This window comes from Kocuria sp. cx-455, assembly GCF_057707085.1.
Genome location: NZ_JBYIPM010000006.1, coordinates 73,774 through 88,787 on the forward strand (window position 1 = coordinate 73,774; position 15,014 = coordinate 88,787).

14 protein-coding genes are annotated in these 15,014 nt (G+C 64.8%); 4 read left to right on the forward strand and 10 right to left on the reverse strand.

Going from position 1 to position 15,014, the window contains the following annotated elements:
* Nucleotides 1-393: a DoxX family protein gene (locus tag AC3ENJ_RS10065; RefSeq protein ID WP_190807822.1), complete on the reverse strand. Its 393-nt coding sequence runs from the start codon at nucleotides 391-393 to the stop codon at nucleotides 1-3.
* 79 nt (nucleotides 394-472) lie between these two features.
* Here AC3ENJ_RS10065 and AC3ENJ_RS10070 point away from each other — a divergent pair, with 79 nt between their 5' ends.
* The 3 genes from AC3ENJ_RS10070 to AC3ENJ_RS10080 all read left to right on the forward strand — a co-directional run bounded on the left by AC3ENJ_RS10070 (nucleotide 473) and on the right by AC3ENJ_RS10080 (nucleotide 2,913).
* A complete protein-coding gene (locus AC3ENJ_RS10070; RefSeq protein ID WP_431813932.1) occupies nucleotides 473-1,291 on the forward strand; it encodes a sulfurtransferase in 819 nt (272 codons plus the stop codon).
* A gap of 75 nt (nucleotides 1,292-1,366) precedes the next feature.
* Complete coding sequence (locus AC3ENJ_RS10075) at nucleotides 1,367-2,110, forward strand: hypothetical protein (RefSeq protein ID WP_431813933.1); 744 nt, start codon at nucleotides 1,367-1,369, stop codon at nucleotides 2,108-2,110.
* A 182-nt stretch (nucleotides 2,111-2,292) separates the two neighbouring features.
* Nucleotides 2,293-2,913, forward strand: a complete 621-nt coding sequence (locus AC3ENJ_RS10080; RefSeq protein ID WP_431813934.1) for a hypothetical protein — start codon at nucleotides 2,293-2,295, stop codon at nucleotides 2,911-2,913.
* Between the two features lie 129 nt (nucleotides 2,914-3,042).
* Here AC3ENJ_RS10080 and AC3ENJ_RS10085 read toward each other — a convergent pair whose 3' ends face one another.
* The 7 genes from AC3ENJ_RS10085 to AC3ENJ_RS10115 form a co-directional block, all read right to left on the reverse strand.
* Nucleotides 3,043-4,698 carry an AbgT family transporter gene (locus tag AC3ENJ_RS10085; protein WP_431813935.1) on the reverse strand — a complete coding sequence of 552 codons (1,656 nt, stop codon included), beginning with the start codon at nucleotides 4,696-4,698 and terminating at the stop codon, nucleotides 3,043-3,045.
* A gap of 185 nt (nucleotides 4,699-4,883) precedes the next feature.
* Entirely contained in the window at nucleotides 4,884-5,717 is an 834-nt protein-coding gene (locus AC3ENJ_RS10090; RefSeq protein WP_431813936.1) for an HpcH/HpaI aldolase family protein, read from the reverse strand.
* Nucleotides 5,702-6,487 (reverse strand): 2-keto-4-pentenoate hydratase, encoded by a 786-nt coding sequence (locus AC3ENJ_RS10095; RefSeq protein WP_190782232.1) that lies wholly within the window; start codon nucleotides 6,485-6,487, stop codon nucleotides 5,702-5,704. The genes AC3ENJ_RS10090 and AC3ENJ_RS10095 overlap by 16 nt, the downstream gene beginning before the upstream one ends.
* A 120-nt stretch (nucleotides 6,488-6,607) precedes the next feature.
* A complete protein-coding gene (hpaD, locus tag AC3ENJ_RS10100; protein ID WP_190782231.1) occupies nucleotides 6,608-7,774 on the reverse strand; it encodes a 3,4-dihydroxyphenylacetate 2,3-dioxygenase in 1,167 nt (388 codons plus the stop codon).
* A 51-nt stretch (nucleotides 7,775-7,825) separates the two neighbouring features.
* Complete coding sequence (gene hpaE / locus AC3ENJ_RS10105) at nucleotides 7,826-9,361, reverse strand: 5-carboxymethyl-2-hydroxymuconate semialdehyde dehydrogenase (protein WP_190782230.1); 1,536 nt, start codon at nucleotides 9,359-9,361, stop codon at nucleotides 7,826-7,828.
* A 40-nt stretch (nucleotides 9,362-9,401) separates the two neighbouring features.
* Complete coding sequence (locus AC3ENJ_RS10110) at nucleotides 9,402-10,079, reverse strand: GntR family transcriptional regulator (protein WP_190782229.1); 678 nt, start codon at nucleotides 10,077-10,079, stop codon at nucleotides 9,402-9,404.
* 40 nt (nucleotides 10,080-10,119) lie between these two features.
* Nucleotides 10,120-11,631, reverse strand: a complete 1,512-nt coding sequence (locus AC3ENJ_RS10115) for a fumarylacetoacetate hydrolase family protein (protein ID WP_431813937.1) — start codon at nucleotides 11,629-11,631, stop codon at nucleotides 10,120-10,122.
* A gap of 377 nt (nucleotides 11,632-12,008) precedes the next feature.
* Here AC3ENJ_RS10115 and AC3ENJ_RS10120 point away from each other — a divergent pair, with 377 nt between their 5' ends.
* Entirely contained in the window at nucleotides 12,009-12,761 is a 753-nt protein-coding gene (locus AC3ENJ_RS10120; protein WP_431813938.1) for a DUF4352 domain-containing protein, read from the forward strand.
* 349 nt (nucleotides 12,762-13,110) lie between these two features.
* Here the strand turns inward: AC3ENJ_RS10120 and AC3ENJ_RS10125 are convergent, their stop codons facing one another.
* Together AC3ENJ_RS10125 and AC3ENJ_RS10130 are read right to left on the reverse strand one after the other, a co-directional pair.
* Complete coding sequence (locus AC3ENJ_RS10125; protein ID WP_431813939.1) at nucleotides 13,111-13,308, reverse strand: hypothetical protein; 198 nt, start codon at nucleotides 13,306-13,308, stop codon at nucleotides 13,111-13,113.
* A 107-nt stretch (nucleotides 13,309-13,415) separates the two neighbouring features.
* Entirely contained in the window at nucleotides 13,416-14,810 is a 1,395-nt protein-coding gene (locus AC3ENJ_RS10130; RefSeq protein ID WP_190807831.1) for an AI-2E family transporter, read from the reverse strand.
* Nucleotides 14,811-15,014: the final 204 nt, after the last annotated feature.

Here is a 15,014-nt window from a genome sequence, read left to right on the forward strand (position 1 = left end):
TCAGGCGTACTTGGCGATCTTCACCGCGCTCGCGATCATGGGGAGCTGCAGCGGCAATCGCCCGAGGGAAATGAGCTGCTTGTCCAGCGGACGGTGGCGCCAGTCCCACGCCATTTTCATGTTGCCCGGCCACACCCCGATGAACAAGGCGGTGGCCGCGACGCCTCCCAGCTTGCGGGTTGCGGGCACGAGCAACAGCGCGGCGGTGGCAAGCTCCGCGTACCCCGAACCAATGGCCCAGTCCCGGGCGGTCCCGGGCAATTGCTCGGGAATCAACCGTTCGAACGGTTCCGGCTTCACGAGGTGCAGGGCACCCATTCCGGTGAGCGCCAACCCCGTGAACAGGGCGGATTTGTGGGCGCTCTTGCGTTGCTGCAGCAGTTTTTTGGTCATGCCACACGGTAACCCGAACGCATTCCGGCGGGCCGAGCGGCGTCGTAGAGTGGCGATACACGCCCGAAGGGAGACTCTCATGGAACCGTTCGTCACCGCCGACTGGCTGCAAGAACATCGTGATTCCGTGCTGCTCGCCGATGCCCGCATGTACCTGGACGGGCGCAGCGCTCGAGCCGCTTACCTGCAGGGCCATCTGCCCGGCGCGGTGTTCGTGGATGTCGCTGAGGCTCTGGCCGCCCCGGCCTCCCCCGCGGCCGGGCGGCATCCGCTGCCCTCCCCCGTGGATTTCGCCGCGGCCATGTCCGCCGCGGGAATCGGAGACGACACCACGGTGGTCGCCTACGACGACGCCGGTGGCGTGATGGCCGCCCGGCTCGTCTGGATGCTACGCACCGCAGGCCACAATGCCGCCCTGTTGGACGGAGGCATCGGAGCGTTTCCCGCAGAGACTTTGGAGACCCGCTACGTGACCCCGCAGTTCGCGCACTTCACGCCCGTGCCGTGGCCCCGCGAGGCTCTGGCCACCATTGACGAAGCGGCCGGTGGCGGCACCGTGATCGATGCCCGGGACCGCACTCGATTCGACGGTCACGGCGCCGATCCCATGGACCCCCGCTCCGGGCACATCCCCGGGGCGCGCAACGTGCCGTGCCGTGAGCACCTGGGTGAGGACAAGACCCTGCAGCCCATTGCGCAGTTGCGTGAGCATTTCCGCAGCGCCGGAGTCACGGACGCAAACACCATGATTTCCTACTGCGGCTCCGGCGTGACCGCGTGCCACAACCTCCTGGTCGCCGAGTTCGCAGGGCTGGGGCGCGGCCGACTGTTCCCCGGAAGCTGGTCCCAGTACGCCCACACGGACCGCCCGGTCGAGACCAGCCCGTTGCCCGGCTGAGCCCCGGGTCACAGTTCGATAACCACCATAGATTTACTATTGTAAATTCTTGCACGGGGCGCCAGACTATGTGACATGGGCAACATGAAAGCCCGCTTCTGGGCTACTTCTCTCGGATTCACCGCTGCTATCGCTCTTACCGGATGCGGGGCAATGGCCGCCGCTCCGGCCACCGCGCCGCCCGTAACATCCGCACCATCCGTAACGTCCGCGCCGGCGGCGCCGCCTTCGGCACCCACCGCGGCAGCTCCGTCCCAGGGACCCGGTGGCTACCCCGTGGTGACTCCGGAGAACTCACCCCAGGTGGGTCTGGACACGAACGGCAAGTACGCTCCGGGGCTGAAATTGGCCGCGATGGATCAGGGGCGTTTGTTCTTCGCCTACCCGCAGAACTGGGACGTCATTGCCACGTCAGACACGTCCATGAGCATCCGCACCCGGGACGGCCACATTGAGGGCGGCATCGACATCCGGCCGGTGGGCGACCCTGAGCCCGACATGCCCCACATGACCCACACGCGCACCGTCTACGGCCAGGCCCAAGGACCGGGCCACGCCGCGAACGTGGTGGTGGGCCGGACGGACGGACCGTTCAATGCCGATCGACTCAGTTGGCGCCTCCAGGATCCGACCACCGGAGGATCCGGGTTGGCCCTGGGTGACGGGCGCGTGGTCGACATCCAGCTGTACGCCATCATTGGCGAGGGCCAACCCCCGCTGACGGACGCAGAGATCGAGCAGGTGATCGACGACATCCCCAACAACCCGGAGCACCTCGCGGCACAGAACATCTTGGGAACCGTTCACCACTTGGGCTGACATCGCGCCGACGGGGAGAGATCGGCGCGAGGAAAGGACCGGGGATCGCATACGTGATCCCCGGTCCTTCTCTGCATTCAGGCGGCGCGATGTCCGGCTCGAATGCTTACGTTTTACGCGGTTCGGTGCCAAGATTGAAATCAACGAGTGTCATGGATGACACCACTGATGAGGAGGCAGCAATGTCCAAGCGACCTGAGAATTCCGACCCCATTGCTTCGGCCGGCCAAATCGACGATCCCGACCAGCCCGTGAGCCGCAACGACGACCATCCGACGGATCAGCAAGAGCAGTCCGAAGACGATCCCGACCACCCCAAGCGATCCTTCCGCCATCGCCGCGCTCACGGGGCCTCCGCTGCCGGGGCCGCTCATTCCGACGAACACGCTGCCCGCCGTCGTGGAAAAACCCCCAAGGCCCTCAAGGAGACGGGCTTCCCCAATGTGGACGCCGCCGAGGTCGAGGCCCAGCACGGTCACGACGTAGATTCCTCCGCCCTAGCTGCGGGGCGGAAATTTCACCCGCCCGCCGGCCGGAAGGACCCCAACCTCCCCAATCTTCCCCCGGCCGGTCAGGACTTTCACGTGAGCGACGACCATGAACTCAGTAACGGGGCTCGTAACGACCGGGACGGTGACGACTCCGAGGCAGAGTCCTACGGCACTCCGGAGAACTCGGGTGGGCCGGAGCCCATCACCCACTCGCGCGCCGTCGAGGACCGCGTGCAGCAGCAAGAGCACGACTTCGACCTGGGGGTCACCGAAGAGGGCGAACGCTACGTCACGCCCCACGAGGATCGCTGACGCGCCCCTAACCGTCCAGGCGAGTCTTAAGGTTCCCTATCCCCGATTCCAACGCCGGAATCGGGGATAGGGAACCTTTTTCGTGGGTGTGCCACCCCGACCGCGCCGCACGGGCGCCGTGGAGCGCGATCAACGGGTGGGCGAGCCCGGACCCAACGGGATGCCCAGGCCCCACCACGCGAGGAAGAACAGGAACCAGACCACCAGCATGGCCAGGGACACCGGGATGGTCAAAGACATCAGCGTTCCGATGCCCGCTTTGGGGTACCAGCGCTGCATGAACCCCAGGGTCATGGCGAAGAACGGGTTCAGTGGTGAGATCACGTTCGAGGGCGAGTCGCCGATCCGGAACAGCATCTGCGTGGTTTCGGGCGGTATCGCCAGGTACATGAACATGGGTACGACCACGGGCGCGGTCAGCGTCCACTGCGCGGAGCCCGAGGTGATCAGGATGTTCACCACCGCGACCAGGAGCACGAACCCGGCGAACAGGACCACGGTGGGCACCCCGGCGTTGCCGAGGAGTTCCGAGCCCTTAATGGCGAGCACCGTGCCCATGTTGGACCAGTCGAACCACGCGATGAACTGCGATGCCGCGAAGAACAGAACGATCAACGGGGCCACCTGGGTGATGGCCGAGGCCATCATGGGCGGGATGTCCGAGGGTTTGCTCAGCGTGCCCGCGACCCAACCGTAGACGGAGCCGCACAGGAAGAACAGGAGCCCGATCGGTACGGCCACACCACTGATGAGCACGGATGTCAGGGGCGATCCGTCCTCACCGGGGAACGGGGTGTTGGGCATGAACATCAGGGTGAAGTAGATCGCCAGACCGATGGCCAGCGCGATCATGGCCGCGATCAGACCCCGGATCTCACGCGGAGAGGTGGAGGAGAGGTCCTTGTCGGTGAGGGTTTCGGCCTGATCGCCATTGCCGTCCTCCTGAGCGGCTCGCTCGGCGGCTTCCTGCTGGTCCAACTCGTCCGCTTCATAGCGCTTGGAGACGTTGGTGAGCACCAGCTCGGAGACCAATGTGATCACCAGGGCAAGCACCACGGCCGAGGCAGCCGAGAAGAAGTAGTTGGCAATCGGGGAGACCGTGTACTCGGGATCCACCAGCTGAGCCGCGGACTGGGTGATGCCGCCCAACAGCGGGTCGGTCAGGTTCACAATGAGTGAGGCATTGAAACCCGCCGAGGACGAGACGAACGCGATCACGGCGCCCAGCACAGCGGAGCGGCCGGCGGCCTTGAATGCCGCAGCACCCAGGGGAATCAACACCACGACAATGGCGTCCGATGCGACCGAACCGGTCACACCGGCCAAAGCCAGGACGAACGTCAACCATCCGGCGGACACCCGGGAGACCACGAGTTTCACCGCGGTGTTGATCAAGCCGGTGCGTTCGGCCACGGCCACGCCCAACAGCACGGTGATGACCACGCCCAACGGTGGGAACGTAGCGAAGTTCTCGACCGCCTCACCCACCATGCGCTGCGCGCCCTCGGGAGTCAGGAGGTTTTGAACTGCGACCTCTTCACCGTCGGCGGGGTTCACCGCGGTAATGCCGACACTCGACAGCACGGCGGACAAGGCAACCACCGCGCCCGCCAAAATGACGAACAACCAGAACGGATCGGGCAGCTTGTTGCCCAGCACCTCCACGACGCTCAGTGCGCGGATCACGGGGCCGTTTTTCTGTGGCTGTTCCGCGGTGCCATCCGCCGCGCTCGAGGATGAGCCGTTGGTCTTTGTCGCCGTGGTAGCGGCCTCGGTTTCAGTCATGAAGTTCTCTCATCGGCTGTCGGGTCGAAGGGGCGCCGCGCTCATGCCCGAGTGCCCCACGACACTATCAAGACAGGAACCAAGGCGTGCCACCACGTCATTGACCCGGGTCAAGCGTGAGTGCATGACGCGCGACACGGGTTGCTCGCGTTTCGAACCCGGCCGGGGCCCAGCCGAAGCCATGCCTACTTCTGGAACGCCTCCAACAGTGCCCGGCTGCCGTTGGCGAGCAGAGCGACGTCGGCGCCCACGTTCACGAAGTCCGCGCCCGCGGCCAGGTAGTCCCGCGCCTGGTCCTGGGCGAACGCGTTGACGCCCACGAACTTGCCCGCGGCCTTGACCTCGGTAATCACGTGTTTGACGGCGGCCACCACGTCCGGGTAGGTTTGCTGCCCGATCAGCCCCATGGAGGCGGCCAGGTCCGACGGGCCGATGAACACGCCGTCGACCCCTTCGACGGCAGCGATCTCGGTGATGTTCTCCACGGAGGCCGCGGATTCAGCCTGCACGATCAGGGTGATGGTCTCGCGCGCTCGCGCCAGGTAGTCGGGGATGCGGTTCCAGCGGCCGGAGCGAGCCAACGCGGAGCCGACGCCGCGCACCCCCTGCGGCGGGTAGGCCACCGCCCGCGCGGCGGCCTGAGCCTCGGCGACCGAATCGACCATGGGCACCACCAGGGTCTGAACGCCCAGGTCCAGGTACTGCTTGATGATCACCTCGTCATTGGCCGGCACCCGCACCATCCCCAGCGTGGGGTAGGCGGCCATGGCGCGCAGTACCGACTGGATGGTCTCGAGCGACAGCGGGGAGTGCTCGCCGTCAATGAGCAAATAGTCGAAACCGGTACCGGCCAGGATTTCGGCGGCGGTGGGATCACCGGACGAATGGAAGATGCCTACTACCGGCTGATCACCGGAACCCAGCGGAAAAAGGTCCCTGAGGCTCGGCAGCGCACCCGGCAGGTTGGCCGCGTCCTCCGCGCGGAAGGACTGGATCAAATCATTCACTCGAACCGACATGTGATGGCTCCCAAATTTCCGTAGTCAGCGTGCACGGTGTCCCCGGGGTGGACCCACATGGGCTTGGTGAACGAACCGGCCAGGATGATGCTCCCGGCGGGCAGCGAATCGCCGTGCGCGGCCAGTTTGTTGGCCAGCCACACCACGCCGTTGGCCGGGTGGTTGAGCACCGCGGCGGCCACGCCGGTGTCCTCAATGGTTTCGTTGCGGTACAGCAGCGCCGAGACCCAGCGCAGATCCACGGCCGCGGGGTCCACCGGGTTACCGCCGTAGACCATGGCACCCAGGGCGGCATTGTCCGAGATGGTGTCCACAATGGTGCGGCCCTCCATCTCAATGCGTGAGCTGAGGATCTCCAGTGCCGGCACCACGTACTCGGTCGCGCGCAGAACGTCGAAAATACTCACGTTCGGACCCGTGAGTTCCTCCTTGAGCACGAACGCCAGTTCCACCTCGATGCGCACGTTCGAGTACTGATCGTGCCTGATCACGGAGCCGTTCTCGTAGACCTGGTCGGCGAAAATCGCGCCGTAATCGGGTTCGCTGATGCCCGTGGCCTGCTGCATGACCTTGGACGTCAGCCCGATCTTGCGCCCCACCAGGCGGCGCCCGGATTCCTCACTGCGGCGGCGCCATTCGTTTTGCACCGCGTAGGAATCCTCCACGGTCATCTCCGGATACTGCTGCGTGAGCCGCGGGATCATGGTGCGATCCCGCTCGGCCGCGGCCAGAACATCGGCGATCCGGGCTATACGTTCCTGGTCCAGCATGGTGTCTCCCTCGCGTTCGTCGGGTTGTCCCGCCGACGACGCCGCTGGGCCGGCCCGCTTGCGGAACGGCCCGGCGGCGGCGTCGGCGTCGGCGTCAAGAAAGTGTCGAAAGGTGCGTGGTCAGAGCTGGTTGCCCAGCTTGTATTCGCCCTTCTTCCACTCGGGCATGGACTCCTCGCCCTCAGTGGCGCGGGTGTAGGAGAAACCGTCCGCGCCGATGGTCGCTGCCATCTCGGACTCGTCCGTGCGGGCGACAACTTCCTGGGGGTTGCCGTCCAGGTCGAGCACCAGGGAGGCCTCGGTGTACCAGGAGGGGACCACGGGGGTGCCCCACCAGTCGCGGCGCTGGTTGTCGTGGACGTCCCACGTGACCACGGGGTTGTCCGGATCGCCGGTGTAGTAGTCCTGGGTGTAGATCTCCACGCGGTGACCGTCGGGGTCGCGCAGGTACAGGTAGAACGCGTTGGAGACACCGTGGCGGCCGGGGCCGCGCTCGATCTTGTCCGACTGGCGCAGGGCACCGAGCTTGTCGCAGATCGCCAGGATGTTGTGCTTCTCATGGGTCGCGAACGCCACGTGGTGCATGCGGGGACCGTCGCCGCCGGTCATGGCGGTGTCGTGAACGGTAGGCTTGCGGCGCATCCACGCGGCGTAAACGGTGCCCTCTTCGTCCTGGATGTCCTCGGTCACGCGGAAGCCCAGATCCTGCATGAACTTGGTGGCGCGGGGAACATCCGGGGTGACCTGGTTGAAGTGGTCCAGACGCACCAGGGCGCCGGGCGTGTAGAGGTCATAGCGCCAGGCCAGGCGCTCCACGTGTTCCACGTCGTAGAAGAACTCGTAGGGGAAGCCCAGCGGGTCCTCCACGCGCACCGAATCGCCGATGCCCTTGGTGAAGCCGTCCTTGTTGCGCTCCACGCGGCAGCCGAGCTCCTCGTAGAACGCCACGGCCTTGTCCAGCTCTTCCGGGCTGCGCACGCGGTAGGAGAATGCCGCCACCGCGGCCACCGGGCCCTGGCGCAGCACCAGGTTGTGGTGGATGAACTCCTCGATGGAGCGCAGGTAGACGGTGTTCTCGTCCTCTTCGGTCACGGTCAGGCCGAGCACGTCCACGTAGAAGTCACGGGAGACCTTGAGGTCGGTGACCACGAGTTCCATGTACGCGCAGCGCAGGATGTCCGGCGCGGGAACCGAAGGGGTCTTGATGGGGTTGTCGGTGGAGATCGGGGCTTCCTGGGATACGTAGAAGCCCGAGGACGTCATTGTCCGGTCTGCGGGATTCGTCATGATGGTGTCCTTCTGATGGGTGGTACTGGATGGGTGGAGGAGGTAGGGCGCTCAGCCGTCCATTTTCTCGGCGGCTTCTTCCTGCTTGCCGAAGACCGGGTTGTGGACCTCGCCCAGGTTGATGTGCACGGCCTGCTGGTCCGTGTAGAAGTCAATGGAGCGGTAGCCGCCCTCGTGACCCAGGCCGGAGGCCTTCACGCCCCCGAACGGGGTGCGCAGATCACGCACGTTGTTGGAGTTCAACCAGACCATGCCGGCCTCGACGTCCTGCGCGAAGTTGTGGGCGCGCTTGAGATCGCTGGTCCACACGTAGGCGGCCAGGCCGTACTTGGTGTTGTTGGCGAGCTCCAGGGCTTCCTCGTCCGTGTCGAACGGGGTGATCGCCACGACCGGTCCGAAGATCTCCTCCTGGAAGATCCGGGCATCCGGCTTGACGTCCACGAACACGGTGGGCGCCACGTAGTTTCCGGTGTCGAAACCCTCGGGGCGGCCACCACCGGCGACCAGACGGGCCTCGGACTTGCCGATCTCCACGTAGGACATGACCTTGTCGTAATGCTCGGGGTGCACCAGGGCGCCCACCTCGGTCTTGGGATCCGAGGGCAGACCCACCTTCACGCGCTTGGCCTGGGCGGCGTAGCGTTCCACGAATTCGTCGTAGATTCCGCGCTGGACCAGGATGCGCGAGCCGGCGGTGCACCGCTCGCCGTTGAGGGAGAACACACCGAAGACGGTGGCGTTGATGGCGGCGTCCAGATCGGCGTCGTCAAAAACAATGGCCGGAGACTTGCCGCCCAGCTCCATCGAAAGGCCCTTGAGGTAGGGAGCGGCGTTGGCAAAGATGATCTGCCCGGTGCGGGACTCACCCGTGAACGAGATCAGGGGGACGTCCGGGTGCTTGACCAAGGAGTCTCCGGCGTAGCCCTCTTCGCCGTAGCCGTTAACCAGGTTGAACACACCGGCAGGAACGCCGGCTTCCTCGAAAATACCCGGCCATAGCGAGGCGGAGAGCGGAGTGAATTCGGCGGGCTTGAGCACCACGGTGTTGCCGGTGGCCAGTGCGGGGCCCAGCTTCCAGGACTCGAGCATGAACGGGGTGTTCCACGGGGTGATCAGGCCGGCCACGCCAATGGGCTTGCGGTTCACGTAGTTCACCTGGCGACCGGGGACCTTGTAGGTGTCGTCGCTCTGGGCCACGATCAGATCCGCGAAGAACCGGAAGTTCTCCGCGGCGCGGCGGGCCTGACCCAGCGCCTGGGTGATGGGCAACCCGGAGTCGTAGGACTCCATGGCCGCCAACTGGTCACCGCGGGACTCCACGATGTCCGCGATCTTGTGCAGCACGCGGGAGCGCTCGCGGGGCAGCATCTTGGGCCAGGGGCCCTCCTCGAACGCGGTCTTGGCGGCGGCCACGGCGGCCTCGATGTCCGCTTTCTTGCCGGAGGCGGCTTTGATGTAGGGCTCGTTGGTGACCGGGTTCAGAACGTCAAAGGTGTCTCCGTCAATGGAGTCCACCCATTCGCCGTTGATGTAGTGACGGATGGAGTCGGGCAGGCCCTGGGGCTTGGCGTCGGTGGTCGTAGTCATTTCTGGTCTCCCAATGTGTGTGCTGGGTGTGGACAGATGGTCAGTTGGTCCCGCGGCTGTTGAGATAGCTGCGCAGCGTGGCGGTGCGGTGTTCGCGTACCGCCTTCTCCACGGCGTCCGCGGGGGCGTGGGTCTCGATCAAATGCAGGATGTGGAAGTGCTCGTTCACCGACGCGCGAGCGCGGTTGGGCACGAACGAAAACGTGGAGGTGCGCAGGTGGTTCAGGCGTTCCCACTCCACGGCGATCATGTCGTTGAGACGTTGATTGGGGCACCGGCAGGCCAGCACCTGGTGGAACTGGTGATTGACGGCGGTGAAGGTGTCCGGGTCGAAGTTCGCAAGCGATTCCTCGAGCTTGGCGTTGAGTTCGCGGGCCTCGGCGAGTTCTTTCGCCGTGAGGTGCACGGCCGACTGTGCGGTGGCCGCGCCCTCCAGGATCCCCAGGGCCTCCATGGAGTAGCGGTACTGATCACCGTCCACCATGGACACCCTGGCACCCACGTTGCGCTCGAAGGTCACCAGCCCCTCGGCCTCCAGACGGCGGATTGCTTCCCGTACGGGCACCACGGACATGCTCAGTGTCTGGGCAATATTCGCGAGCACCAGGCGGTATCCAGGCGTGAAGGCCTGCTCCAGGATCTGCACCTTGATCCACTCGTAGGCGTACTGGGCCTTACCGAGTTTTTGAGTTGCGTCCGTGCCAGCCGGGGTGGCCATGGGATTACCTCTGTCCTCGATCAGTCCCGTGTCAGCCGGTTCAGTGACCGGGGACCGGGTTCTCGGCCAGCCACTGCTGGAACTTCTCTTTCCACTGGCCGGTGGGCGGGAACAGCCCATCGACCGGGTTGCCCTCGGCCACGCGCTCGGCCACCCAGGCATCCTCGTGTTCCTTGGCCAGTGCCGCGTCCACGACCTCCTCGGCGATGTCGCGCGGGATCACGATCACGCCGTCGTCGTCACCCACGATCACGTCGCCCGGTAGAACGGTCGCGTTGCCGCAGGCCACCGCGATGTCCTGATCCCACGGGACGTGGCGGCGCCCGAGCACGGCGGGGTGAGCGGTCTGCGCGAAGACGGGCAGACCGATCTCCTCGACGGCCGCGTAGTCGCGCACGCCGCCGTCCGTGACCACACCGGCCGCGCCGTTGAACTGGGCGCGCAGGGCCAGGATGTCGCCGAGTGTTCCGGAGCCGGCTGAACCGCGGGCCTCGATCACGATGACTTCTCCCGGGCCCACGGCGTCGAAAACCCGCTTCTGGGTGTTGTACCCGCCGCCGTGGGATGTGAAGAGGTCCTCGCGGTTCGGGACGAAGCGCAGCGTCTTGGCTGTGCCGACCATGGTGGTGCCCGGCCTCTGCGGGTAGACGCCCTCGATCACCACGTTGTTGAGGCCGCGTTTGCGCAGCTCAGCGGACAGGCCGGCGGTGGGTGCCTTCTCGAGCTTGGCGCGCAGGTCCTCGGGGAGGGCGTTGCTCTCTTCGGCCGGAAGCCCGGCCGCCTCGCGGGAGCCCCAGGCCTCTTCGCGCTGCTTGTCGTCCACGGCCGGCATCGCGCCCAGGGCCGGGTCGAAACTCGCGGTGGCTTCCGTGACGCGACTGATCAGGCGGCCGGTGCTCGGGGCGCCGTGGGCCTCGGGCGCGTCCACTTCGATTTCGACGACGTCGCCCGGCTGGGCCACGGACGATCCCGCCGGGGTGCCCGTCAGGATCACGTCACCTTCGTCCAGCGTGACGTGCTGGGAGAGGTCCGCGACGAACTGCGCGAGCGGAAAGATCATGTGGTCGTCGGCGGTCGTATCGTCCTGGACCAGATCGCCATTGACCCACGTCCGTACACGCAGCTGGTCGGGGCTCACCGCGCGAGCGTCAATGAGCTCGGGGCCCACCGGGGTGTAACCATCGCGGCCCTTGTTGCGCAGGTTGGAGCCCTTGTCCGCGGCGCGCAGGTCGTAGACACCCCAGTCATTGGCGGCGGTCACCGCGGCAACGTGATCCCACGCTTCTGCCAGCGAGACATTCTTGGCGGGCTTGCCAATCACCAGGGCGATCTCACCCTCGTAGGCGAGCAGTTCGGTGCCCGCGGGGCGCGCCACCTCGGCGCCGGACCCGGCCAGTGAGCTCAAGGGCTTGATGAAGTACGAAGGAACCGCCGGCTTGCGACCACGCTGCGCGGCTCGGGATTCGTAGGCCAGGTGCACGGCAATGATCTTGCCCGGCGTCACCGGAACCGCTGCGACTCGGGAAGGAACGTTCTGAGTGCTCTCCGTCATGGAGCCTCCTCTGGTTATCCTCGGATGTTATTCGAAATCGTATATTATCTGGGATGGGTCAGCAAGGGTCTTTGCTTGCATCTGGCCCTTGAGCGCCTACTTCCGATCAGAAACCGTTGAAACCTCGCGGTTTAACCCTACCCAACTTGTACATAGTTTGACTAGATGTTGCGGCGCAGGACTTTTGTGTCGTATGACTCATGCCACTGCGAGCGCGTCAGGGCCACCCGCAAGATAAGCGAATCACTCTGTATCAGGTCCAACCATCCCGCCACACTCCCCCTTGGTCGACCCTCGCGTGTGCGTTGACGGATTAAATACTTGAAGCTTCATGTAGATTTTGAAGGTAACCCCCCAGTGCTACCCCGGAGTCCGTCATGCCTTACGTACCCACTTACCCCTCCCCTGCACCTCAGAAGAAGAAGGTGTGGCCGTGGGTCCTGGCGGCCATTGGTGCTGTGCTGGTCCTGATGCTGACGCTGATCTTCGGGATAGCAGTGGGCAAGGTGCAAAGTTCCCCTGCCCAGACATCCGAAGAGCCAGCCGGAGCCGCCGCAAGTGCGGCATCCGGCAATGAGTCTTCCGCTGCGGCCGAACCAGGAAACCCGGCCCCAACCCTGGATTTCCGGGATGTTGAGGTTGTGGAACTTACAGACCGAGGCACCCTGGCCATGAAACCGGGCGCTTCAGCCTTGAACTCCTCTCCTGAACATGGCGAACTCGCCTCCATGCTGGTGCACTCAATCGAGGTTGACCCCGTCTGCACTGGACCTTATGTACAGGCCCCCAAGAATGGTCACTTCGTGGTCATGGACGTGTCCGTGAAAGTTGCATCCCACAAGACGCTGAACGCCGCAGGAATTAGCTACCCCTCCGTGAGCATGCGTCAGGGAGGCTTCCGCGCCGTCGACAATGACGGCAAAGTGACACCGGGCAATGACATCATCGGCAACAGTTATGGATGCCTTCCTGAGGGAACTGAACTACCACGCGATATCAACGCGGGCGAGAAGGCTTCCGGCAAGATCATTTTCGACGTACCTTCCGCCGAGGGAGTCATCGTCCTACCCGAGCTGCTTGAATCTCCCGCGGGTATGAACGGGTGGGAGTGGGCTTACCCCGTTCACTAGGTTTTTTCTGGCCATTGGTAAAAGCTGGCATGACCCGTTCGCTTCCCCGCGTGCAATCTGATCGACGCTACGACCCTCAATGTGGCAAGTACGTAATCTCATCGACGGTAGCGCCGAACGACCGCGGTTTCTTGGTCGTACCGTCGATCAGGATGCACGACCGTGCTGGCGGTGGTCGCACCGTCGATGAGACTGCGGCGGCAACTAAGCCTCGATCCGCAAGTTGTTGGGTGGCCCGAGAGGGTCGGGTATGGCTGAATGCCGTCAGGACAATCTCCGGCCCCACGATGACGTGTGTCACCTATCCCTGATCGCCACCGTTAGTAGGCAGCGGGACCGCGCCCGTCCGTTATTTCCCGTGTCGCGTGAGCACATCCTCCACGACGGCGGTTTCGGCGCCGCGGACATCCCATCCACCGGTGATTTCGTGGAAATCCCGGGCGGCCGCGGTGATGTCGAACTTGGTCACATCGCGCGGCGGGTTGGACGTTTCCAGCACGTGGATCAGGTAGGTTTCGACCTCGGCCAGTGCCTGCGGTTCATTCATGGTGTGTCCTTTCTCCGGGAGGGAGCAGGGTTATGGCTCCCTCACCCTCCATTGGTGCACGCTTTGATCAGGCGTGTTTTTTGATGGGCCAGTGTGTCCGCAGCCCGTCACGATGACTGCTTGTTCTCCGAGTCCAGTTCCTCGGCGGTTTCCGCGTCGTTCTGGGTGGCCCCGAGTTTCCGAGGGCGCAGTTGTTCCAAGCGCATCCGCTGGTACTTCCACCGCTGAACCATGGTGGCCTTGGCCTCGGCTCGGTCCTTGGGGTTGAGCGGGTCGTCCCCCAGTACGGGATCGCGCCCGGCCTGGTAGCCCTTGGCCCACACCTGGATGACCGCCCACGCCAGGGCCGTGTACGGGACGGCAAGGATGGCCCCGAAAATACCCCCCACCAAGGTGCCCACGGTCAAGGCGAGCAGGATGACCAGCGCATGCAGACTCAGGGTGCGGCCCATGATCACCGGCTGAAGAATGTTTCCTTCCACCTGGTTGACCACGATGATCCACGCCACCAGGGCCAGGGCGACCACGGGACCGTTGGTGACCAGTGCCACCAGCGCCGCCAGGATACCCGCAATTGTGGCACCCACCACGGGGATGAACGCGGTGATGAACACGATGACCGCCAGAGGAATGGCCAGCGGAACACCGGCGAACAAGAGGAACGCACCAATGAACACGGCGTCGACCAGGGCGACCATTGCGGTGCCGCGCACGTAACCACCCAGCACTTCGGAACCGCGGTCAACCGATTCGGCCAGCTTGGCCCGGCGCTCGCCCCGAGTCCACCGCAGCGCGAAATTCCACATCTTCTCCCCGTCCTTGAGGAAAAAGAACAACACCACCACCATGAGCACTGCCCCGGTGACGAACTGCGTGGCCGCACTGATACCGGTCAGGGCACCACCGGCAAGACTGCCGCTGGAGATGAACTCACCGGCCTGGCGAGCCGCGGCGTCAATGGTGGCGGTGTCGATGGGTAAGGGTCCGGCGGTGATGAACCGCTGCAATTCGTTCCAGCCCTGTTCCGCCTGGGCGGCCAGGGTATCCCACTCGCTCATGACGGAATAGACGATGCCGGTCACGATGAGGCCGATCAAAGTCAGGATCCCCAGGAACGCCGCGAGGGTGGCGAGCAGGTTGGACCAGCCCTTACGCTCCAGCCACTTCACGAGGGGCCCCACTGCCGAGGCGAGGATAAGGGCCACGAGCAGCGCAATGATGACCACCTTGACCCGAAGCAACACCCATAACAAGCCCGCCACAACGGCGGCGATGAGTACGATCTGGGCGGCTCGGGAGCCTGCCCGGCCCAGGGAGTCCGACCAAGGACTGATTGCGGGGGTCAAGGACTGCGCGGCGTCGCCGATATCCTGAACACCGCTCGTTGAGGAATCCTGCTGTTCGCGCCGGGCCGCCTCAACCTGCGCAGCTGCCGCGGCATCTATTCGAGATGACCCTCGGCGGTCCGAGGGTGGGGGTGTAGAGGCATCGGGAGTGTCCATGGAGGGCTCCTCAAGACTATCGGGGCAACGCGTTGCGCATGCTGCCGTTCAGGGTTACGCGGGGAGTGCTCCATAACCCTAAGCCAGATGACGAATATTGTCGTCAGTCACGGCGAGGGCACCCGGGCTCGCCCCATGGAGGTCGCCTCGTTGGCCCCGCCTTCGATCACGGACGGCAGAAACAGTCCGTAAAACTATTACACT